The organism is Reinekea marinisedimentorum (assembly GCF_004341165.1).
In the GTDB taxonomy this organism is placed as follows: Bacteria; Pseudomonadota; Gammaproteobacteria; order Pseudomonadales; family Natronospirillaceae; genus Reinekea; species Reinekea marinisedimentorum.
The window spans coordinates 69,752-91,660 of sequence record NZ_SLZR01000003.1 but is presented as its reverse complement, the minus strand read 5'-3'; the positions used below and the strand labels follow the sequence as shown (position 1 = coordinate 91,660).

The following is a 21,909-nucleotide window of genomic DNA, read 5'->3' as shown; positions in this document are numbered from 1 at the left end:
TAAAAGCAGGAGTCTTCATATATCTGAACATCAGACCGAACCGAAGGATCAGCCGTTGATCAGGAAGTGAGCACCGATACTCGCGAAGTAACCCAGAATGATTACCGGCGTCCAGCGCAAGTGACCAAAGAAGGTATATTTGCCTCGCGCCTGACCCATCAGTGCAACACCTGCCGCTGAACCAATCGACAGCATAGAACCACCTACACCGGCTGTCAGTGTGACCAGCAACCACTGGAACAGGTCCATATCTGGCTGCATGCTCAATACTGCGAACATCACTGGAATGTTATCAACAATAGCAGAGGCGAAGCCAACCAGAATATTGGCGGTAGTCGCGCCCAGGCCAACATATACGGCTTCAGAAGCCATGGCCAGGTAACCGATGTAACCCAGACCACCCACAGACATCATAACGCCGTAGAAGAAGAACAGTGTATCCCATTCTGCCTGGGCAACCTTGGCAAACACATCGAACTTATAAGGGTCAGCGGTATCGCCTGGAGGGTTATCCGCACGGCTTTTCCAGCTGCGTGAACGGCGGCTCAGGTAATAGGCAAACAGTTTCAGGTAAGCCAGACCAAACATCATGCCGTAAACCGGTGGAATGTGGAAAAAGTTATGGAAGCAAACGGCCGTGATGATGGTCATAATAAACAGACCAACAATGGTCATGCCGCCCGGCTTCATGATGCGGCCGGAAGAATATTTCAGCGTAGATGTTTTTTCCGGAGTGCCGCTCGGTAAAGCAAAATTCATAATAATGGCCGGCACCAGGAAGTTAACAACCGAAGGAACGAACAGTGAGAAGAACTGACCAAACTGAACGTTGCCCTTCTGCCAAACCATCAGCGTTGTAATATCACCAAACGGGCTGAATGCACCGCCGGCGTTTGCTGCAACAACAATGTTGATACAGGCAATACCGATAAACTTCTGGCTGTTTTTGCCGACGGTTAAAACAACGGCACACATAATCAATGCTGTGGTCAGGTTATCGGCAACCGGAGAAATAAAGAATGCAAGTATACCGGTCATCCAGAACAGCTGGCGGTAGCTGAAGCCGCGTTCGATTAACCAGTTGCGTAACGCCTCAAAAACACCACGCTGCATCATGGCGTTAATATAGGTCATTGCCACAAGAAGGAAGAAAAACAGTTCTGCGTACTCAAGAAAGTCGTGCCGGATGCCTTCTTCAATAACACCGGTAATGTGGTGTGAAGAGTAAGCGAAAGCGATGATGATCCAGATAATACCGGCCGAAACCATGACAGGTTTGGATTTTGGTAAGTGCAGTTGCTCTTCAAAAATTACGAAGAGATATGCGATGACAAAGATGGCGACAGATGCATAGCCATACCAGGTATGCGTCAGATTCAGTAACTCTGTGGTGGTTGTACCGTCGCTGGCAAAGCTGAGTGCAGGTACAAGCAGCAGAGTCATTAAGGCTACGAGAGCTTTCATTCTTCCATTACTCCAGTTTCATAGATAAATTTGACTGTTTCTTGAGCAGCCGTAACATTTCGTGTTGTATTTTGAGACCGGGGGATTATCCGACTAAAGAGCGACATTGCAATCTCAACCGGCCCGATTTACTGAACAATTGTTAGGTTTCACAGACATAGCGCAAAAAAACTTTCGGTATTTTAGCTGCAACCGCTCAGCTCATTATTTTGATGACGTCTTACACTTTTAAGCGCTCAACTGCCGCTAAAAAGTCGCGCTCGGCATGTTCATTGCCCAGATTGACAGCCGTTTTTCCCTGCTGATAACGGTAATTGAACAGATCAAACCAGGCGTTCATCACCGCACCATTGCCATGCTCACCAAAGACCGACAGCACCGAAGCGGCAACTTCGGCAGTCGCCAATTGATGGCCACGGCTGGATTTGCGAATCTGAAATTTAGACAATGCTTCCGGCGTAATGGAAAGCACAGGGAACTGATCAAGGTATGGGCTTTTGCGAAACATCTTTTTAGCTTCACGCCAGGTGCCATCAAACAGAATAAACAGTGGTCGCTTATGCTCCGGCACCTTAAGCTCGTCTTCAAAAACCTCGCGCTCTGCCAGGGCGTACTCCGCTGGAAACACCAACACAGGGTACCATTGCTCTTGCTGCAACAGCGTTAAAACTTGCGGGTTTACTTCGGTACGTTGCCAGATAAATGCATAGGTATCGGGAATCAGATCAGCAATCAGCTTGCCGCTGTTTGAAGGCTTTAATACCTCATCATCGTAGAATAACAATAAAAAACCGGCTGCCGAGTGCAGCTCCGGCACCAGATTACAGATGCAATAGCTCTGATGAATCCGGCACCTGGGGCAACGCACAACCAGCTTGCCCCGGGCCTGGAAAGGTCGTGTAGCACGGCTCAGCCGTTCTTCAAATAAGCGGTGGACTGCGTGTTTGGTCATGTTAGATCAGGCTGACAACGTTAAACTGATTGATTTTTAATCATGATGCGATAGACGGTTAATTTAATCGCCATCGCCAACCACCGACTTCAACTGCTTCAGCAGGTTTGCCGGCAGGTTAGAAATGGTCAGTGTTTCGCTGGCCGGATCAAAGTTGACATTGCGGCCGAGAATTTCGTTGCTGAAGCTGATGGAAACCTCTTTCGTCTTACCGGTATAACGCTGAAACTTCTTCAGCGATGCGCGGTTTGGAATAAACTCCCGCTTCGCTTCCGGCTCACGGGTTTCCATAAAGGTGACCAGTGTTTCCGGCCCTTCCGTGCCTACCTCGTCTTTCAGAACCGTGGCCATCTCTTCAGCCACAACGGTTTCACCCAGCTTGTCCTGCTCGGTACAGAACTCTATGGCCTTCTTGCGGTAGTTACTGCCTTTATCCTGCGGCAGCGCTTCACTGTAGGCTTTAACAATTTCCAGGAAGCGGTCGGTATCTTCTGCGGTATTAATGGTATCGACAAAGTTGACGAAATTAAGCAGCGCCGATTGCAGCACCCGGTCACCAAAGCCAAAACTCACCGTCAGGTATTTCTGCTCATTATTCTTCATGGCGGTCAGATCAACGTAACCACCGAAGCCAAGCTTGGCGAAATCAATCAGCCGGGCATCCGAAAGGTTCATATCGTGGGTCAACATCATTCCATCTTTATGCTTCAGATGGAAAAACCAGAAGTTATCACCGCTTTCCAGTGTTTCAAGCGCAAAGAACCAGTGCCCCTCTGTTTCCAGCTTCTGCTCTTCAATCTCCAGCTGCAGTTGCTTCATCAGCTGGGTGGTCAATGAGGTAAAACCGATGCCTCCGGCCTGCCACTGCTGTGTCAGTGCTTTAAAGTGCCCGGCCTCTTCCGCAAACTGACCGTACTGCTTGCTGCTGCGGTTATAAAAGGCAGACTTAGTGTGATTCATCAGCTCTGTCAGCTGCTCTCCAGACATCAACTCTTCTTCACGAAGGTTCAGTGTGACAGCTGTATTGCTGATTAATTGATGAACAATGGCGTGTTTAATTGACATGATAACCCACTAGATAACCTGAAAAACGGCGGCAGTTTACCCGAAGCTGGCCTCGGCGGTACAGAAAATTGCCGGTGAAACAGAGCCGGATGAGCGGCTCTGAATTCTCACTGCGTTTGAATCAACCCTCTGCCGGAGCCTTCCAGGCCCCTGTTTGCCATAGCGGCACGGTAGAAAGTGAATGCTTGTGGCTGCCGTTAATCTCTTTGGTTGAATACGACAGATACAGCAGTACCTGATTGTCGGCATCGTATATTCTGCGGATTTTCAGCCGTTTGAAAAATACCGATTTAGACTCGGTAAAAACAACCTCACCATTGGCCGAAAGATCAATATCAGAAAGGTCTGCGCTGGCTATCGGGCCGGTTTGGCGGCAGGCGATACTCATGTCTGATGGATCGGCAAGGGAAAGATCCGCATCAACATGGGAGATATGGCAGGTTACACCGGGCACTTTAGGGTCGTTAAAGGCCAGGACTTTGACATCCTTGGTCGTCAGTAGCCCCAGGCTTACCTTGCCGACCCGTTCGGCATCGTTAGAGCAGGCCGTCAACACCAGCAGAAGCGACAGATAAAACAGTTTATTCAGCATGACAGGTTCCTATCCTTTCAAATTAAGCATGGCCGGTCTGCAGTCCGGTTTTAGCGGCGACATCTTTAATCAACGCCTGTAGCTGCGAGGCGATGCTATGCAGCTGTTCAAGTTCGGTATCGGTAAACGGATGGATAAGGATTTTTTCGGCCCCCTTCTGGCTGACGACCGTTGGTAAACTCAGTACCACATCGTGCAAACCATACTCGCCACGCAATAGCGTACCAACGGGCAGAACCGACCTCTCGTTAATATGAATAGCCTGAATAACCCGGAACACACTGGCAGAAACACCGTGCACGGTATTGCCTTTGCGGGAAAAGATATCAAAGCCCGCCTGCTTCACTTCGTTCAATAATTCATCGGCATCAATATGATCAATACCATTGGTTGTGCAGTAGTAATCGATCGGCTGGGCTGCCACGCTGATTAAACTTTTCGGCGTAAAACAGTGGCTGCCGTGCTCACCCAACACATAACCAAATACGTTTTTAGGGTCTATGCCAACCTTACCGGCGACAATACTCATCAAACGGGCTGTATCGACCACACAGCCGGAGCTGATGACTTTTTCCGCACTAAAGCCGGTATTGGCCGAAATAAAGTAGCTGACAATATCGCAGGGATTGGTCACCACAATCAGAACGGCATCAGGCGCGACCTGTTCTATCTTCTTGGCAATATCAACAACGATCCTGCTGTTGATTTCGGCCAGGTCCAGACGGCTCTGCCCCTTCTTAATCTGTGCCCCTGCGGTTATCACAACAATATCGGCATCGCGAATGATTTCGTAATCATCACCGGCCTTCATCTGGGTGTTTTTACTGAAGGTCAGCGCACTGGTATGACTGAAATCCAGTACCTCACCTTCCGCCAACTCTTTGTTTAAATCCAGTAACGCAAGCTCTGTAATACTGCCAATCATAAGCAGTATATTGCTGATTCCGACGCCAACTGCGCCTGCACCAATGACACCTACTTTCATCTGCTCACTCCTCGCGATAACGGTTAATAAATGTTCTGGTCGTATTCGGCTGAAAAAATAGCCGGATTAGTTATAAGGAGCGGCTAATGCAACCACTCTTCATTCAAGGCCGGCGGCCTTGGCTTTTTTCACAATCGCGCGCACCATACCCCGAAAGATAAAAAGATGCGCGGGCATCATGGCAAACCAATAGAGCAAACCGGTAAATCCTTTAGGGTGCCACCAGGCGCGAATATCCAACTCACGGTATTCACCCCGATCGGTAATGGTACATTCCAGCCGGCCCATACCGGGTGCTTTCATACCAAACAGTAAGGAAAGAAACCGCCCCTTTTCACAGCGGATCACCTTCCAGGAATCGATAAATTCACCAACCTCCAGCTCCGGGTTTGTTGGTGCCCTGCGTACCGGCACGCCGGCACCAAAGAAGAAATCGAGCCACTCCCGGGTACGCCATAGATAATTGGCGAAAAAATAGCCTTCCTCTTTGCTGCCTATCTTTTTAATGATTTGCCAAAGCTGTGTACTGCTCAATTCCGTGTAAATGCTGGCGCCGGCATTCTTCGGGTAGTAACCAAACCCGGGCTGCCAACGGTTCAGCGCCTGAGGGTCAAACCCCCAGACATTACTGCGGACAAACTCCCCTTCCTGCATGACCGATACTTTCACAGCCTGTTCAAAGGTAATCATTGTTTGCGGATAACGGGCCTGAATTTCATCAGCGTTGGCAATGTAATCGTGGCTAATGCCAGCCAACAGTGCCTTACCAATTGCTGACGGCACCGAGGTTACCACGCCAAGCCAAAAGGCGGCCATGCTTGGCGTAAGCAACGCAGTTGGCACCAGTTTACGCTTACGATTAATCGCCTCACCAATAATATTGAACTGCTCAGCATAGCTGAGCACCTCCGGTCCGCCGACTTCAAAGTACTGATGGCTGGCTGGCGTTTCTTTTACCAGTGAGACCAGATAATGATTCAGGTTGGCCAGTGCTATGGGGTTCGCTTTTGAACTGACAAACTTCGGCGCCAGCAACACCGGCATGTTATACACCAGATCCTTCATGATCTCGTAAACAGCGGAGCCCGTACCGACGATGACACCGGCACGCAACTCGGTTACCGGTACGCAACTCTGCCGTAGCACCTCGCCGGTTTTCTTACGCGCTTCAAGGTGTTCTGAATTACCGGTTTGCGGCTGAATGGCGCTTAAATAAATAACGTGCTCAACGCCACTCCCCTGCAGCGCATCGCGAAAATTAATGGCCAGCGACAATTCATATTCAAGAAAGTCATGGCCGTGCGCCATGCCATGAACCAGAAAAAAAACAACGTCATGACCGTGCACCGTTTCAAGGGTTCGGTCTTTATCGACCAGATCCAGGTAGGTAAACGTCAGTTTAGGGTGTGGTTTCAGGCGTGACTGCAGGTAGCTGACATTGCGGGCCGCCGCAGTAACCTTATGGCCTTGTGTTAACAGGTGCGGGATTAGCTGAGAACCGATGTAACCGGAAGCCCCCAATACAAGAATTTTTTTAGTATCCATGCTTTCACCAACAATAAAGCCAATTGATCGGAATGCGGCTACTCACTAAAGCAAACACGGGCTGTGAGTAGAAAATTCATTGTAACGAGATCTGGAAATTTAGTTACAGGGAAATTGTTCAGCCAGTTTCCTGACCGGCTGAACAAAAAACTCGAACGATTAAGCCGGGCGCTTAAAGGTTACCTTGTATTCACCCAAGCCTTCGTAGGCGATGGTCGTTTCAACATCGAATGCCATCGGCACGATGCCTTTGAAAGAACCGGTGATAATTGCAGCGTCTTTTTTCAGAGTGACGCCACGCTTAGACATGTAGTTCACCAGCCAAATCAAACCATCAACGGCACGGTCATTTGGGTGTTTACCATCCAGCTCACGAACGTCATCGCCCTGCGTAACTTTAATTTGAACCGTGCTTACACCGACAGCTGTGGCTTTATCGATTTCCGGGCCTACGTACATGCCCTGGTTCACCATGCAGTCGGCAAGGCTTTCAAAATAGCTTTGCTCAGCATCGTCTGCATAACGGCTTTGCATCAACTCCAGCGCCATGTGAGCCGAACCGATTGCATCGATCACTTCCTGCTCGCTGTAGTCGCCCTCTTTAGGTGGCAGGTCTTTCGCCAGAACGAAGCTGATTTCCGGCTCAACGCGCGCAACTTCTTTATCTTCAAACAGTTCAACAACAGCGCTGTCACGTTGCACATTGAAAATTGGAGCCGCAATGATCTTGTCTTCTGCTAATGGCTGCAGGCACTTCCAACCACCTACTGTTTCAATTTTTGCCATCTCGTCCTGAATAGCCAACGCATCTTCAATGCTTTCAGGGCGAATGGATTCTTCCAGACGCGGGGCTTTGGTGCCCGCCTGGCGACGACTCAGTAGTTCTTTTGCAGCTTGTTGAAAGGCTGTCATATATAGCTCCGTGATAATTAGACAGAAAGGGGCGAAAGCGCCGTTAGGTGAAACTGCGCTTAAGAATAAACCCTAATCCCGGGCTATACAATTCAGAGAGTGTTTCGTGACAGCGCCTCGATGTAGGTGGGCAAACAGGCATCAACACTGTATTTATTTTGCACGGTGTACTTGGCGTATTCGGCTATATCTTCCTTCACCGTCCAGTTGGATTTTTGCCAGCGCAGAATAATATCGGCGAAGTCTGCATCGGTTTCTGCCAGCCAGCCATTCTGGCCGTGTTCGATCAGCGCCGGCAATTGACCCACGGCGGTCGCAATAACCGGCACGCCAGCGGCCATGGCTTCCAGCGCAGTGAGAGGCAGGCCTTCGGTATCTGAACAGATCACACACAGGCCGGCATTGCGCCAGATGGTTTCGGGGTTGTTCTCAAAGCCCATCAGCTGCACGTTGGCCGGGCGCTGCGCCATAAGCTGCGGCTGTAATGTTCCGGTACCGAAGACTTTAAACTGTACATCCGGGCACTGGCGGGCAATGTTCAGCAGGCGGTCGGGGCGCTTAACCTGTTCCAGCCGGCCGACAAAGACAACCTCACTGCCCTGATCTTTTCTGATGTTTAATGCTTCGACGAAATTCGGCATCAGTCGTGCCTGCTTCGGCAGGCGGTTGAGAATGCCTTCACTGACAGCCCAGTTTTCAGAAAACTGCGCGGTTAACTGGTCGAGCATGGTATATAGCCTTACCCGGCCGGTGCCAACATCGCCGTTATGATGTGTGGCAATGCTGCGAACGCCAAAGCGAATGCCCAACCAGCGGCTGATCAGGTTAGCTTTATAGCCATGACTGTGCAGGCTTTCAATCTCGTAATCACGCAAAAATCGGCGCAGGCGATCATAAGAACCCTGAACAATATGCACCGGGCAACCGGCGCTTTCCAGCCGTTGCAACAGCTCTTCATTGCCGTAGTCCTTCCACAAAAGAATGTACGGTTGAATGCCATAAACCTTGTTCAGGGCACCGGCTAACGTCGCGACATGCTGCTCGATACCACCCACAGCCGAGGCATCCAGAAAATGTGCGATGCGTAAATCTTTTTCCTTGGTCATTTGTTTCTCCAGTTAAGTTACATAGGTGGTCTAACAGAAATATTGTGGGTAATGCCGCGCATACAGTCGTAGTTCAGCAAGGTACTGATCATGTTTTCGGTCATGCGGGTATTTTTTGCGATCAGCAGTATCCCTTCCGGGCTGATAACGTCTTCAAGAACGACCATTCGCGGCACCAGCTGCATGGGGTTAATCCACTCCACCGAAGACTTGGGCATGTCGCTTAAAATCACCTTCATCAGTTTCTGAACCCGATCGGAATCCAGATAATCGTTGAGCCTGCGGGTCAGCCGGCCGACCGCAGCGGTCATTTCCTTACCGTTCAACGTAACCTGGGAGCACTCCAACAGCACCCGGTAAACGGTGGAAAGCAGCGGAATGGTATCGAGGTTCAGGCAGTACTTGCCGCTGCCGTCGGCCCGCTCCATACTCAGGCACATGGCGGTGGCCAGCACCGAAAGCGTCTCACTTTCCCGGAACAGCCATTCCAGCTGCTCAAAGGCATACGGATCCTGTTCACATGGCGTTTCGTGAAACAGCCGGCCAACAAAAGTTAGACCGATCATTTTCTCCAGTGCGCTGAGCTGCTTTTTATCGAGTTGAAAAAAACGGCTTACCGGCGCATTCAGCTTGAACAAATTGTCTGCGATTTCTTCGAACTCAGGTTCTTTGCAATTCGCCAGACGCGACAGCAGGCTCAGCAATACGCTGCCATCACCGCGCATACTCTGATTGCCTGCAAACAATTTAATGGCATCCGCCTCTCTGGCCTGAGTGAAGGTCGATTCCATTATTGTTACTCCAGCGTCAGTTCCAGCTGTGAGCCGCTTTCACGATCCAGTTGCCAGCTCATGTTGCCCAGCGGCTGCTGATACTGATCAAACCACGCTGCGATCAGCACTTCGGTTCTGGCCGGGTACAGGCCTTCCAGAACCACATCTGCCTCGGTCAATACCTGCTCGATCAACAGGTTGGATGCCTGCTGCTCGCTGAAGTAAACCTTCAGGTAAACGGCTTGCGATTCCGCCGCTTTTGAAACGCTTAAACTGAAGCTGTTTTGTGTATGAAAATTAAACTCATCGGTCACCTTTAAATCGGTGATCGCCACCGTTGCTTCTGCCGCCGGCGCTTCAGTTGCGCCCGGCTGTGGCGAAGACGTAGCTGTGCTGGCAGATTCTTGCGACGGATCCGCTTCCGGCATACAAGCCACCAGGCTCAGGGTAAACATCAGACAAAGCATTCTCATTGGTTTTCTCCATACAACATTTCAGTTACCGCGTTCTGTTTCAGATACCAATCAACCTGCTCACTGCCGTTGCTTTCGGCCCAGCGCTGAAATGCCGGATACGCCTGCAGGATTGAGACGCCTTCTTTTGGATATTGCCAGTCTTCACCAAAGATCAACGCCCAGGGTAGGTTGCCGTCAGTTCGGTAGTAACGGCTCAGCTCCGGGTAGCTGTCATCATCACCCTGCAGCCACAGCGACGCTTCAGCCCGCGTGGTTGCCGCAAAATCGACCAGATGAACCTCAACACGTTGTTTTTCTACCGGTGCGACCAGTTCTCCGCGCCAGTGCTCATCACTGCCAAAGATAAAGGGGTTATAGGGAAAAGCCGGAAGTTGCGTCACCGGGGTGCCGGAAACCATGGGTACCGAGAGCGTCAGCTCATGGATGTTGTCATCTGAACAAGACCCGGAGGTCTGATAAAACGCGCAGCCCACTCCCGTTGCCGCCAACAGATCATCCGAGACCTCTAGAATACTGTGCTCTGCATCCAGCGATTGCGGCGAGAAATAAGCTCCGGCGGGTGTGCTGATGAATAGCTCCTGCACGTTAATCTGGCTGCTGTCAAAGCCCGGCAAATGCACCGCAAAACCGGATCGGTAGCTCGCCCCCAGTGCCTTAATCTGAATGGTGATATCGGTACGCAAAGCATTGCTACCCTGCCAGGTTTCAACTATCCGATAATTTAAAACCACGTCGTTGAAGTCATAGTCGCCCGCCTGCGGCCAACGGTCTTCAAACGCCAGGGTGGCCCAGCCCGCGGCACTCGGAAAGTAGCGCTTGGTTAAGGCGGTTGGCTGAATGCTTATCAGGTGATCTTCCACTTCACCGTCAACCGCGCCACCGGTCGGCTGTAAACCTTCGTCGCTGCTGATCCGTGCGCGCAACCAGGTATCACCGATTACGGCGTCATTAGGTATCAAGACTGGAATACGGTGTTCACCGCTGGCCAGGCGTTGGTTGCGAATCGCATGCTCCGTCTGTTCATCGAAGCGGCCATTGCCATTCCAGTCGATCCAGACATTGGCGTAGCCACTGCCGACAACGCTGAGCAGAAGCTCTTGGTGTAAACCGGCCTGCCATTCGCTCTGCCAGCGGATGCCATCTTCGTCATCAAACAGGTCGTTATCGTCGCTTGCAGGGTAAGCGGCCGCATAATATTCGCCATCAGTCAGTTCGGTGCCAAAATAGAGGCTGTCATCAAAGCCATGACGGGGCCCATTTTCTGTCAGAGTGGTGCCGTAGCTGTCGGGCGCATCGCCCCAGTCCACACGGGTTGATCGAACACTGGCAAAGGCGCAGCGGGCGCCATCATTTTGAGAGGAACTGGGGCCATAGGCAAAAAACCGTGCCTGAGTTTCGGCCTGCTTTGGGTTGGTCAGATCTACACGGTAAACATGACCATCGGAATTCCGCGATACGTAAAAGTAACCTTCAACATCAAAATAGGCAGCACCAAAGGTACCGGTAATACCGGCATCACCCACAAATTCAAACTGGCTATCGTCGTCTAACTCGCCATTATTGATGTTTAACCGATACAGGTAGCCACTCTTGTTGTCGATGGCGTAGAGCTCACCCGTTGAAGGGTGAAAGGCGAAGTCCGTCAGCGTTAAACTCGCGTTTTCATCACCAACTTGCTCTGCCTGCAGGTATTTATCGGCAGACTCATCGAGATGGATGCGGTACAAGCCGGTCCCTTTGCGGTACAGCCAGTAATACCTATCGGATACATCGCCTACGTAAAAAGTCACGTTTGAAGGCAGGCCATCGACGGGTAGCGTCTTCGCTTTAAAATTTTTATCCAGCTGAACCACCTCATACTGCGAGGTGTTGAAGCCATAGAGATAGCCATCATCAAAGCTGAAGCCAACACCGTTGATGTTGCCCGGCATACCTGCATCATCCTGAAGCAGATCGAACCGGCCGGTAAGCAGCTCTACGCTGTAAATCTGTACCGGGTTTTTCTGAAACAGAAACGCCTCTCCCGGACATTCCTGAAATGGATCGCCATAGACACTGCTGAATGAACCGGCCACCACAACAGCCGAGCCAACTATCAATTTGTGCATCGTCTTACGCCTTTTATTCAATTTACAGATCAGGTGCGAAGCCGGTGCCAAATTTAAGATTTAATTAAATTTCAATAACTTAGGGAGTATTTGAAGAATAAGGCTTAGGTATACTCTGCAATTTGATTCGCAAAATGCGAATATGCGAACTGCATCGCAAAAAGCACAGTGCCGGAAAAACCATTCAAGGGGAATTGGCAGCCTGCTGAAATGGAAATGGCAGGCTGATTAAGATGGACCCGTCAGTGAGTCTGACGGGCTCAGACGCCGTTTTTCTCCCATTTTTCCCGCTTGCGGTAGATGGTCGAGGCGCTGACATCGAGCAAGGCTGCAGCCTTAGGAATATTGCCTTCGCAGGCGGCAATGGCATGTTCAATGGCTTCACGCTCTACTTCCCACAACGGCCGTACACCGCCGGAGCCGGAAACTGACGGCGCTTGTTGCAGGTTCGCAGCCGCTGGCGCGGCAGGTGTGCCCCTTGAGGCCAAATCACACACCGGGCGAGGAATCATTTCAGCGGTGACCTCACTGCCCTGATTCAGCACCACGATATTGCGAATTATATTCTGCAGCTGACGCACATTACCCGGCCAGTCGTAGCTCATCAGCATGCTCAATGCTTCACTGCTGAAGTTCGTCAGTTCCTTACCCTCTTCCTGAGCGTACTGACGCAGGAACGAATCCATCAGCAGCTTAACGTCGGTTTCCCGTTCGCGCAGGGGCGGCAGATGTACAGGGATAACATGCAACCGGTAATATAAATCTTCGCGGAAACGCCCTTCCTGAACCTCCAACCAGGGGTCGCGGTTGGTCGCGCAGACAAAACGCACATCCACCTGTTTGGTTTCGCTGCCGCCTACGGCCTGCACTGTGCCGGTCTGAATAAAACGCAACAGTTTGGTTTGCAGCTCCAAATCCATTTCACAGATTTCATCCAGGAACAGCGTACCGCCATCGGCCTGACTGGCGGCACCCTCACGGGTGGTGCTGGCGCCGGTAAAGGCTCCTTTAACGTGACCGAAGATTTCACTTTCCATCAGATCTTTGGGGATGGCACCGCAATTGAGAGCAATGAACGGCTTTTTGGCCCGCGGGCTGCGCTGGTGAATGGCCGAGGCGCAAACCTCTTTACCGGTGCCGCTTTCGCCGGTCACAAACACCGTGGCATTGCTGCTGGCGGCACTGTCGATGATGCGATACACGCTTTGCATCGGCAGCGATTCACCAATAAAGCCTTCATAGTGAGTGCGGTCGAAGCTGTCGCGATAGGTTTGCACCTGTTGCGCAAGCTCGCGGTGTTGCAAAGCGTTTTCGCAGGTCACCAGCAGACGCTTGGCATCAAAGGGTTTCACCAGAAAATCAAAAGCACCGTTATGCATCGCATCGACAGCCACATCTACCGAGCCGTGCGCGGTAATCACGATGACTTCAGTTGGCAGGTCTTGAGCCTTGATATGCTTCAGAATATCCATGCCGTTCATATCCGGCAGTTTTAAATCCAGAATCAGCAGCTGCGGTGGTGCCTGGGTGAGCTTGACCATCGCGTCACGGCCGGTTTCAACGGCTGCGACTCCATACTCTTCGGAATTGGCAAGGTAACCCTGATAAACGGCAGATAAAGACGGGCTGTCTTCAACAAGCAGAACTCTCTTTTTCATAGCTGAACTCTGAGGTATTCAGTTAAATCCTAGCTAATATTTTCAGAGTCGTCATTTTGACAGGAAAAGAAAACCGAAAACACCGAAACGTCGTCATCCAACAGGCGGTTTTCAAAGGCCAGCTCTGTGGCCAGTTGACCGGCGTTGAGCACCTGTGTTGATTGCTGCTGCAACGCATTGAGTGTCTCTGCTAAAGCTGTGTGGCAATCTTTCATCAGCAGCGCTTCAACCAGACCGTCGGTATAGAACATCAGAGACTGGTCTTTGCTTAGCTGCAGCCGCACACTCTGATAGTGCGCATCTTCACTCATGCCCGGCAACGGCCCGTTCACATCGACTTCCGTTGCTGCTGCATTTTTCGCCAGTAGGAAGGGGGGCGGATGCCCGGCACTGCAGATTTCAACGGTCCCGTCCTCGTAAATATCAATCACCTGCAAGGTGACCAAAGTGTTCATCATCAGCTCAGAATGACACAACAACCCTGAGAGGCGGTTTAAAAACGCAGAACACTCTGTTGCCTCTGTCGAGGCAGCACTGAGGCCTGTAATAAAGCCAGACATAGAAAAAGCAAAAAACTTGGCCTGCTCGCCATGGCCCATAACATCGCCCAGCACAAAGCGCTGTTTATCTTCATAGGCATGGTGAAACAGAAAATCGCCACCGCCCCGCTCTGCCACCACATAGGCGTAATCGGCCTGAACAGGGCCAATCTGCCAGGGCCCTTTTGGCCACAGGCTGCGGTTTATGCGGCTGTCTATCTGTGCATTTAAACGCGATTTAATTCGTTGCGAACGCAGCAGCACGCGCTCAATGGTATCAATCAACCGCGCCTTGTTGATGGGTTTGAGCAGGTAATCGTCAATCTGCAGTTCACTGGCACTCTGGCGTTTGGTCGCCGATTCATCCCCGGTTAAAAAGATAAAGGGCGTGTTGGCTGTCTGATCGTCATCCAGCAGGTGCTTGCGCAATTCAATGCCGTTAAAACCGGGCATATGCATATCTGCGATAACCAGAGAGACCTGCGCGAGCAGGTTTTGCGCCAGTGCCTCGGTAGCCGAACCGTAGGTGACGAGATCGTAATCTGCTTCCAGGTAAGCTTTGAGCAATTCCAGGAATACCGGGTCGTCATCCACCACGGCCAACTTATGACGCGGCTTCGGCAGCCGGATTAACAGGCGGTTGCGAGGTTGCCGGTCATCGGCGGCAAGGTAGCGGTAGTCAGGAAACAGCGTTGTAATCAACGACAGCCCCATGCCACTCTCCTGCAGTTCAAAGGTCTGTTCGCTGTCATCCAACAGGCTCGCGCCCTTCAGCAGCGCTTCAATACTGTTGCCGTTATCACGACATTCAAAGGTACGGCTGTCGCTATGCCAGTAGAGGTCACAAATAAGGCCGTCGCCGTGTTCACTCAGGTTGGCTAAATGTTCCGATACCGCCAGCAGCAAATCGTCTATTTGCAGTTGCAGCTCGCCCTGCTTTTTCAGCAGCGTGGTAATTTTACTGCGAATTTTGCGCACCAGTTCAACGGTACAGGGGGCGTCATCGGCCAGGGTAAAGGTGTTTGTCACAGTTAGGTTTGCTCCTGCGTTTCCGGTTGCCACCAGTTGGCTAACATCGTGTTCATTAACCCTTTGGTATCGGCCATCAATTCCGGCAATTGATCAACCAGGGTTTCCTGCAAGGCTGCATCTGCATTTGCACAGGCGGCTTCCAGCTTTTCAGCAACCGCCGAAAGTTGCATGGCACCAAAGGTTTTTGCACTGCTTTTCAACGCATGAGCACTCACGCCCATGGCTTCGCTGTCGGCATCCTGCCGGGCCTGTAAAATCAGTTTCAGGCGCTGATCGCACTCTCGGAAAAACACATTCAGCATGTGACTGACGGCTTTCTCACTGGTGTCTTCAATCAGCTGATTCACCGCGCCTTCATCAAAAATTAGCAAGTCGTTTTCATCGTTGATGACAGGTTCCGCAGGTGCGGCTTGGCTGTTTTGCATCGGTTCAGTCAGCCAGTGGTTCAGGGTACGCAGCAGTAACTTCCGTTCGATCGGTTTGGTCAGAAAATCCTGCATGCCCACGGCCAGGCAGTTATCACGCACCTCAACCAGGGCATGCGCTGTCAGGGCAATGATGGGGGTGGATTCCGCAAGCTGATTCCTGCGGATATGCTCGGCGGCTTCAACACCGCCCATATTCGGCATGCGCATATCCATCAGAATGGCATCGAAGTGATGGCTTTTAACCTGCTCGATAGCATCCAGACCATCGACCGCCTCAGTCACAATGCAGCCGGCATCTTCCAGGAAGGTATTGGCAATCACCCGGTTGGCTTCGCTGTCTTCCACCAACAGAATGCGCGCACCTTTCAGTACGTTATGCGCCTGTTCAACACGGGGTTGCTGCGCCGGTTCGGATATTTCGGCAAGCGTTACCGGCAGCTGGAAGGCAAAGGTCGACCCCTTGCCAACCTCACTGGTCAGCGTAATGTCGCCACCACACAGGTTGGCAAGTTCCCGGCAGATGACCAGGCCAATGCCACTGCCTTTGGTCTGTTTAGGGTGCGCCTGATGCACCTGAGTAAACTCCTGAAACAGCTGTTTTTGCTCTTCCGGGCTTAAGCCAACCCCGGTGTCTTCAATTTCAGCAGACAGATGCGGCAGGCCATTGATGGTTTTTATCTGCAGGCGCGCGGTGATACTGCCATTATTGGTGTAATTCACTGCATTAGCCATCAGGTTGGAAATAATTTGCCGGTAAAAAGAAGCATCGGTAACGACTGCCTTGGGCAGCTCCGAGCTGGTTTCGATTGTCAGCGCCAAATTCTTTGCAATGCAGCGCTGGTTAAACAATTGAACGGTTTCCTCGAACAGCTGAACCGGATTAATGGTCTGCAGCTTCGGTTCCATTTTACCGGCTTCAATTTTGGATAGGTCGAGTATGTCGTTCACCATATCCAAAAGATTGCGGCCGGCGTTTTCAGCACTGAGGGTAAAACCCCGTTGCTTATCATTCAGCGGGGTGTTTTGCAGCAAATCCACCATACCTAAAATGATATTCAGCGGCGTGCGAATCTCGTGGCTCATGGACGCCAGAAAACGGGATTTTTCACGGTTGGCATCATCGGCATCTTCTTTGGCTTGCTGCAGCCGCTCCGTATTCTTGATGCGCTCGCTGATATCGCTGATCACCGCAGTAAAGATGGTCCCGGATTTCGTTTCGATCGGTGCGACCGCCAGTTCAATCGGAAACTCCCTGCCCTCGCAGTTGTGGGCAACCACTTCGACGACCTGACGTAAAATGGGCCCTTCTTTGGTCTTTTTGTAATGCGCCATGCCCATGCGATGACCTTCCCGCAAGCGCTCCGGCATAATCAGTTCGGCCATATCCTGCCCCAATACCTGTTGCCGCCGATAGCCAAACAAGCGTTCCGCCGCCGGATTAAACTCCAGAATCAAGCCGTCATCATCAATGGCAATGACCGCGCTGCTGCTCGATTCCAGCATGCCGGTGCGAATGGCATCACTGACCGCCAGCTGATCATCAACCTGCTTACGCCAGACCATTTCATGCAGGGTTAATATGAAATAGCTTTCATCATTAATGCTGGTATGGCTCAGGGTTAAGATGGCAGAAATCGAGCTGCCATCCATACGGTAAAGCACTTCATCCGAGTGGCGGGTCAGGCTTTCCCGCACCTGATCAGATGGGTCACGATGAATAAACTCGGCAATGCGTTCCTTTTGCAGCTCGGTCCACGGCAGAGTAAAAATATTCAGCCCCGCGAGCGGTTCATTTAAATAACCGAACAGTTTTTGTGCGGGCGCGTTGGCATACTGGATATCGCCTTTCGCATTAAAGGCAACGACACCATCGACCAACTGGTTAATGATGGTTTTCAGCCAGAGTTCCTTCTGCAGGTTTTCTTCAGCCAGTTCAGAAACCCGGCGCAGTACCTCGGCCCGTTCAGATTCTGCAGCAGATAACGCTGCCTTCAGGTTCGTAAAGGCCGTCAGCGTATCGCCCAGTTCATCATTGGGGATGAAGCGTCGCTCTGTGGGTGAAAGATCGCCCTCACCGACCTTCTTGATTTCTCCGCGCAAACGGGAAAGCTGAGTGGTCAGGTAGGCACCCAGGGCAATCGATGCCAGCGAGACAAATAAAATTTCAATAACTGCAATGCGGATGCTTTGGAATTTAGCGTGCGCGACGACATCTTCGACGTAGGTGGAATCGAGCCAGAGACGAACGTAGCCGAATTCGGAATCACCGACCCGTATCGGCCGTTCAGATTGGATAGCCTGTTCAGCCGTGACGGTCGCATTTTCTTTGGTTTTTAGAATCAGCGTTCGCTGACGGTTGGCAACCTCTACCTGCAGTACCTCATCGCTGGCCAGAAGATCGTCAACCAGCGTGTAGAGCGTTGCCAGATCTAACGACAGCACGGCATCAGCGACCGCGTGCGAAAAAACATTGGTCAGCGTGTTGGCGCGATACTCAAGTTCATCTTCATGGGAGGATGAAAGTATTTTGATGCTGTTCACAATAAGCAGACTTAAGAACAGCGCTTCAATGACAGCTATTCCAACAATGGTTTTTGTACGGAAGCTGATGCGCATAATTTCCCTTAATTATCTTTTATGCCTAATGCCCTTACATCATCCCAATTGGCATCTTCGGCGGCTTCAAACTGGTCTATACCCAGCTTAGCCAATAACTGCTGACCTGTATCGCTGATAGCAAGATCAATAAATGCCTGCTGAACCTTGCTGGCATGATCATTTTCTATCCGGTTATGATGCGCCAGTGCATGGGGAGTATAGCCGGGGCTTTCCCACAACACGCGCAGTTCATCACGCACCTCTTCCGCCATATTGTTATAGGTACGGTAAATACCACCGCCGGCCGCAAAGAGTTTCTGGGCCACGTTTAAATAAACTGAATCGTGTGTACGCACATAAAAAGGCTCTACCTCTACGCCATCGTTACGAAGGTGCGACAACGGCAACAGAGTAGCGGCAAACGCTTTGGGTGCCGGAAAAGCCATTTCAATGCCCTGTAAATCTTCCAGGCTCTGGTAGTGACTGTCTTTGTGAACCACCACGATACCCTGAATCAGATTACCGGCCGACTTAGCAAACGCCCGGTAGCCCGGCTGCTGCGAATAGACCGTGTAATGATAAGGGTTCATGTAAGCGAAATCGTATTCGCCATCGTTTAAGCGTTGCTCAAAATCCGGAATACTCGGTGCCGTGGTAAACACCAGCTCAATGCCGCTTTGGGCGTGAATTTCATCAAACACCGGCTGCCATAGCTGGGCGAGCTGCTGGGCACTCTGCTGTGGCACAACGGCAAAGTTATAGGTTTGCGCCGTTGCATATGGAGCCGTAATGAACACTAACAGGGTCACAAGCATTATTTTTTTTATCGTTTTCATATCACATCACCTGGTTAATAAAGTCGTTCTGAAGAATCTTTCGTTCCAACCAGCGCGCGAACCTGGGAGCGTATCGCGCCAGCCGTTTCACCTCCCGCTGCATTTCACTGGCCAGCGCCGGGCAGCAGAGGTCATTCATCACCCAACCGGCAATGTTTGCCTTATGACTTTTTAGTTTAGCCAAGGCTTCTAATATATCCGCTTCTTTTGTTACCGCCGCCTGCAACACGACCAGTGTGGAGCCGGCGGCCGCACATGCCTGCTCGGCCGCCAGGTTATGACGGTTAATCGCGTTCAGTGGTGAGGTATCAAACACGATGGCATCAAAACTTTGCTGCCAGTTGCGCAGTTGTTCGGTTAGCAGATCCGGTTCCCGCAGGCTTTTATCCAGCGTCAGACTTGCCGGTAAAACCGACAGGTGCCCGCCTACTTTATGAATGGCCGAGCTGGCCGTTTCGCCACATTGCCAGACACCACGCTGCAGATTGTATTTTTTATGCAGTGAAGGACGGTGGTAATTCATATCCACCAACAGCGTATGCTTACCGGCTTTCTGACAACGCTCGGCCAGCGCACAGGCAATGGTGGAAACACCCTCGCCACTGTTGGCCGAGGTGACGGCCACGACCTTTTGCTTGCCCTGTGCCAGCTGAAAGCAAACCTCATCAATTTCCAGGTATTCTGAAAGTGCTGCCATTTTATAACGCTCCTACGATGGCCAGAACAGAAAGCACACTGAGTGAATCACGCACGCCTTCCATGGTTTTACTCCACGCCGATTGGGTTCTGTCGGGAATAAACAGGGTGTCACCGGCACGCAGCACAGGCAGCTCTGTCGGGTCCGGGTTTTTCAAAAATTTAATCAGGTTAAAACTCACCGAGCGGGTTTCCAAGCGGCTGCTGTTGACCACTACAATCTTCTTCAGGAATGCACCGTCGGTTGGCCCGCCCGCCTCGGCCAGCAAATCGAGCAGCGTCATGGAATCGTTAAAATCGTAACGGCCCGGCTTTTGTACAGCGCCCATCACCTTGACGACTGAATCGCGTGGCTTATCCAGCCAGTTGGATTCCATGGCCGGTACGTAGATGGCATCGCCCGGGCGCACATCCGGCAGCATCAGTTCATCACCGGTCTGAAAGTAATCAGAAAGGTTCAACTCACGGTATTCGGTATGATTCTCATAACGGTGCACAATGCGAATGTTATGGATATCAGCCGTTTCATTGGGGCCATCGGCTGCCGATAAAATATCCAGGAAGCTCATGTCGCGGTTGAACATATAGCGCCCCGGCGAACCCACCTGACCGAAGATATAAATAGAGTCCTCTTTTGCCTGGCGTACCCAGTTACCCTTGTTATCACTTGGGTCTTGCGGCAGTTCCGGCACAACGATGGTATCGCCCGCTTTCAGTTGAGGCAGATCGCTCGTTAAACCACCCTGACGGATAAATTTGTCCAGATTAAAATCGATACTCTTCACGGTGCCGTCGGGCTGTGGCGACAGGATGCGCAGGTTTGCAATATCTGCTTTGGCCGTGGGGCCTTCGGCATGGGAAAGCAAATCCATCATCGACATCTCGCCGGACCACTCATAACGGCCCGGGTTATAAACCTGCCCGATAATATGAATCGCACGATCCGGCGGTGTTTTCAGCCAGGAAGGCTCATTGAGATCGGTTTTTTCCGGTACGAAGATGGCATCACCCGGAACAACCTGCGGTACGGCCTCGGATACACCGTTTTCAGTAAAGGCGACCAGATCGAACGCACTGACCTCGCCACTGCTGTGCAAAATGCGAATCTGGCGAGAATCGGCAAACCGGGTTGGCCCGCCGGCGTTGGCCAAAATATCCAGAAAACCTGCGCCGGGCTTGCTTTCAAAGGCACCCGGTTTAAACACCTCGCCCATGATGTAAACCACGTTGGCACCGGTTTTAATTTCTTCTTCCTGAATCGGTACAAATATTGTGATGTTCGGTGACAGCGGTGGCAATTGATCGCGGCTACCGGTCTCCAGGTATTGCATCAGGTTAAAGGTGATTGGCTCGTTGCCGGCGATCACCTTAATCTGGTCGACCCCGGCATAACGGGTCACGCCGCCAGCGCGCATGATGGCATCAATTATGTTCATATCCGGCTTTAACGCGTATCGACCGGCACTTTTTACCTCACCAAAAATGCGGAAGCTGCTTTCTTTATCGCCGGCATCGCCGCCGGCTGACAGCGTTGCTGCATCAAAATCGATCTGCACGTTACCGGTGAGGGGTGAAGCCGGAATAAACAGCGTATCCATCGAGCTCAGCTCGGGTAAGAACGCCGGGTCGCCGGAATCAAGATACGCCTTATAGCTGAAGTGCAGAGTCTCTGCTTCGCTACGCAACTGAAATCTATCGAGCTGAGCGCCGGGGATTAGCCCGCCCGCCGCTTCGATGGCCGTCTGCACATTACCCCGGCTGGGAATGGTCACCAGGCCAGGCTCACGAACATAGCCCATAACATTGACCATAACGTTGGCTTCGCGCTGATTGAGCACCACACTGGACACGTCAACAAACATCAGGCTGAGCAGATCGCGCAAACGGTTCTGCGCCGATTCAATATCCTGCCCGGCAATGGCAAACAGGCCGATCTCCGGCACATCTATTTTGCCATCCACATCAATGACGAAGTTTTTGTTGAACAGATCCTCACCGGGGAAGGCGATGTACAGCACATCACCGGCCTGCAATGCCCGGTTTTCATCGGCTTCTGCACTGGCCGGGAATACACAGGCCAGCAATATCAGAGCGGCCAGATAAACTGCGTGAAATTTGTTCAGCTGCAAGCAACGCGAAAACAT

At 51.5% G+C, this 21,909-nt stretch carries 17 protein-coding genes; all 17 read right to left on the bottom strand.

Annotated elements, in window-relative coordinates:
• Positions 1–48: 48 nt before the first annotated feature.
• Entirely contained in the window at positions 49–1,464 is a 1,416-nt protein-coding gene (gene nhaD / locus BCF53_RS04540; RefSeq protein WP_132700329.1) for a sodium:proton antiporter NhaD, read from the bottom strand.
• A gap of 220 nt (positions 1,465–1,684) precedes the next feature.
• Complete coding sequence (locus tag BCF53_RS04535) at positions 1,685–2,416, bottom strand: tRNA-uridine aminocarboxypropyltransferase (protein WP_132700328.1); 732 nt, start codon at positions 2,414–2,416, stop codon at positions 1,685–1,687.
• A 63-nt stretch (positions 2,417–2,479) separates the two neighbouring features.
• Positions 2,480–3,481, bottom strand: coding sequence for a nucleoid-associated protein (locus BCF53_RS04530; protein ID WP_132700327.1), 1,002 nt, complete (start codon positions 3,479–3,481; stop codon positions 2,480–2,482).
• A gap of 121 nt (positions 3,482–3,602) precedes the next feature.
• Positions 3,603–4,073, bottom strand: coding sequence for a CreA family protein (locus BCF53_RS04525; RefSeq protein ID WP_132700326.1), 471 nt, complete (start codon positions 4,071–4,073; stop codon positions 3,603–3,605).
• A gap of 22 nt (positions 4,074–4,095) precedes the next feature.
• Positions 4,096–5,058 (bottom strand): lactate/malate family dehydrogenase, encoded by a 963-nt coding sequence (locus BCF53_RS04520; protein ID WP_132700325.1) that lies wholly within the window; start codon positions 5,056–5,058, stop codon positions 4,096–4,098.
• A gap of 99 nt (positions 5,059–5,157) precedes the next feature.
• A complete protein-coding gene (locus BCF53_RS04515) occupies positions 5,158–6,603 on the bottom strand; it encodes a DUF2867 domain-containing protein (protein ID WP_132700324.1) in 1,446 nt (481 codons plus the stop codon).
• A gap of 159 nt (positions 6,604–6,762) precedes the next feature.
• On the bottom strand, positions 6,763–7,515 hold the full coding sequence (locus BCF53_RS04510; RefSeq protein WP_132700323.1) for a hydratase: 753 nt from the start codon (positions 7,513–7,515) through the stop codon (positions 6,763–6,765).
• A 92-nt stretch (positions 7,516–7,607) separates the two neighbouring features.
• Complete coding sequence (locus tag BCF53_RS04505) at positions 7,608–8,621, bottom strand: glycosyltransferase family 4 protein (RefSeq protein ID WP_132700322.1); 1,014 nt, start codon at positions 8,619–8,621, stop codon at positions 7,608–7,610.
• Between the two features lie 17 nt (positions 8,622–8,638).
• Positions 8,639–9,412, bottom strand: a complete 774-nt coding sequence (locus tag BCF53_RS04500; protein WP_132700321.1) for a hypothetical protein — start codon at positions 9,410–9,412, stop codon at positions 8,639–8,641.
• A 5-nt stretch (positions 9,413–9,417) separates the two neighbouring features.
• Positions 9,418–9,867, bottom strand: a complete 450-nt coding sequence (locus BCF53_RS04495) for a hypothetical protein (protein WP_132700320.1) — start codon at positions 9,865–9,867, stop codon at positions 9,418–9,420.
• Positions 9,864–11,978, bottom strand: a complete 2,115-nt coding sequence (locus tag BCF53_RS04490) for an LruC domain-containing protein (protein WP_132700319.1) — start codon at positions 11,976–11,978, stop codon at positions 9,864–9,866. The genes BCF53_RS04495 and BCF53_RS04490 overlap by 4 nt, the downstream gene beginning before the upstream one ends.
• Positions 11,979–12,238: 260 nt before the next feature.
• Entirely contained in the window at positions 12,239–13,636 is a 1,398-nt protein-coding gene (locus BCF53_RS04485) for a sigma-54-dependent transcriptional regulator (protein WP_132700318.1), read from the bottom strand.
• A gap of 29 nt (positions 13,637–13,665) precedes the next feature.
• Positions 13,666–15,204: a SpoIIE family protein phosphatase gene (locus BCF53_RS04480; protein WP_132700317.1), complete on the bottom strand. Its 1,539-nt coding sequence runs from the start codon at positions 15,202–15,204 to the stop codon at positions 13,666–13,668.
• Positions 15,205–15,206: 2 nt separating this feature from the next.
• Positions 15,207–18,251 carry a PAS domain S-box protein gene (locus BCF53_RS04475; RefSeq protein WP_132700316.1) on the bottom strand — a complete coding sequence of 1,015 codons (3,045 nt, stop codon included), beginning with the start codon at positions 18,249–18,251 and terminating at the stop codon, positions 15,207–15,209.
• Between the two features lie 8 nt (positions 18,252–18,259).
• Complete coding sequence (locus BCF53_RS04470; protein WP_132700315.1) at positions 18,260–19,069, bottom strand: phosphate/phosphite/phosphonate ABC transporter substrate-binding protein; 810 nt, start codon at positions 19,067–19,069, stop codon at positions 18,260–18,262.
• Position 19,070: 1 nt separating this feature from the next.
• The gene (locus BCF53_RS04465; RefSeq protein ID WP_132700314.1) at positions 19,071–19,766 is read right to left on the bottom strand and encodes an AAA family ATPase; all 696 of its coding nucleotides are present in this window, start codon (positions 19,764–19,766) and stop codon (positions 19,071–19,073) included.
• Position 19,767: 1 nt separating this feature from the next.
• Positions 19,768–21,909, bottom strand: a complete 2,142-nt coding sequence (locus BCF53_RS04460) for an SLBB domain-containing protein (protein WP_132700313.1) — start codon at positions 21,907–21,909, stop codon at positions 19,768–19,770.

Bases quoted from the DNA above. Each gene is read 5' to 3' on its own strand.
- nhaD (WP_132700329.1), bottom strand. From the start codon at position 1,464: ATGAAAGCTCTCGTAGCCTTAATGACTCTGCTGCTTGTACCTGCACTC.
- BCF53_RS04535 (WP_132700328.1), bottom strand. From the start codon at position 2,416: ATGACCAAACACGCAGTCCACCGCTTATTTGAAGAACGGCTGAGCCGT.
- BCF53_RS04530 (WP_132700327.1), bottom strand. From the start codon at position 3,481: ATGTCAATTAAACACGCCATTGTTCATCAATTAATCAGCAATACAGCT.
- BCF53_RS04525 (WP_132700326.1), bottom strand. From the start codon at position 4,073: ATGCTGAATAAACTGTTTTATCTGTCGCTTCTGCTGGTGTTGACGGCC.
- BCF53_RS04520 (WP_132700325.1), bottom strand. From the start codon at position 5,058: ATGAAAGTAGGTGTCATTGGTGCAGGCGCAGTTGGCGTCGGAATCAGC.
- BCF53_RS04515 (WP_132700324.1), bottom strand. From the start codon at position 6,603: ATGGATACTAAAAAAATTCTTGTATTGGGGGCTTCCGGTTACATCGGT.
- BCF53_RS04510 (WP_132700323.1), bottom strand. From the start codon at position 7,515: ATGACAGCCTTTCAACAAGCTGCAAAAGAACTACTGAGTCGTCGCCAG.
- BCF53_RS04505 (WP_132700322.1), bottom strand. From the start codon at position 8,621: ATGACCAAGGAAAAAGATTTACGCATCGCACATTTTCTGGATGCCTCG.
- BCF53_RS04500 (WP_132700321.1), bottom strand. From the start codon at position 9,412: ATGGAATCGACCTTCACTCAGGCCAGAGAGGCGGATGCCATTAAATTG.
- BCF53_RS04495 (WP_132700320.1), bottom strand. From the start codon at position 9,867: ATGAGAATGCTTTGTCTGATGTTTACCCTGAGCCTGGTGGCTTGTATG.
- BCF53_RS04490 (WP_132700319.1), bottom strand. From the start codon at position 11,978: ATGCACAAATTGATAGTTGGCTCGGCTGTTGTGGTGGCCGGTTCATTC.
- BCF53_RS04485 (WP_132700318.1), bottom strand. From the start codon at position 13,636: ATGAAAAAGAGAGTTCTGCTTGTTGAAGACAGCCCGTCTTTATCTGCC.
- BCF53_RS04475 (WP_132700316.1), bottom strand. From the start codon at position 18,251: ATGCGCATCAGCTTCCGTACAAAAACCATTGTTGGAATAGCTGTCATT.
- BCF53_RS04470 (WP_132700315.1), bottom strand. From the start codon at position 19,069: ATGAAAACGATAAAAAAAATAATGCTTGTGACCCTGTTAGTGTTCATT.
- BCF53_RS04465 (WP_132700314.1), bottom strand. From the start codon at position 19,766: ATGGCAGCACTTTCAGAATACCTGGAAATTGATGAGGTTTGCTTTCAG.
- BCF53_RS04460 (WP_132700313.1), bottom strand. From the start codon at position 21,909: ATGTTTTCGCGTTGCTTGCAGCTGAACAAATTTCACGCAGTTTATCTG.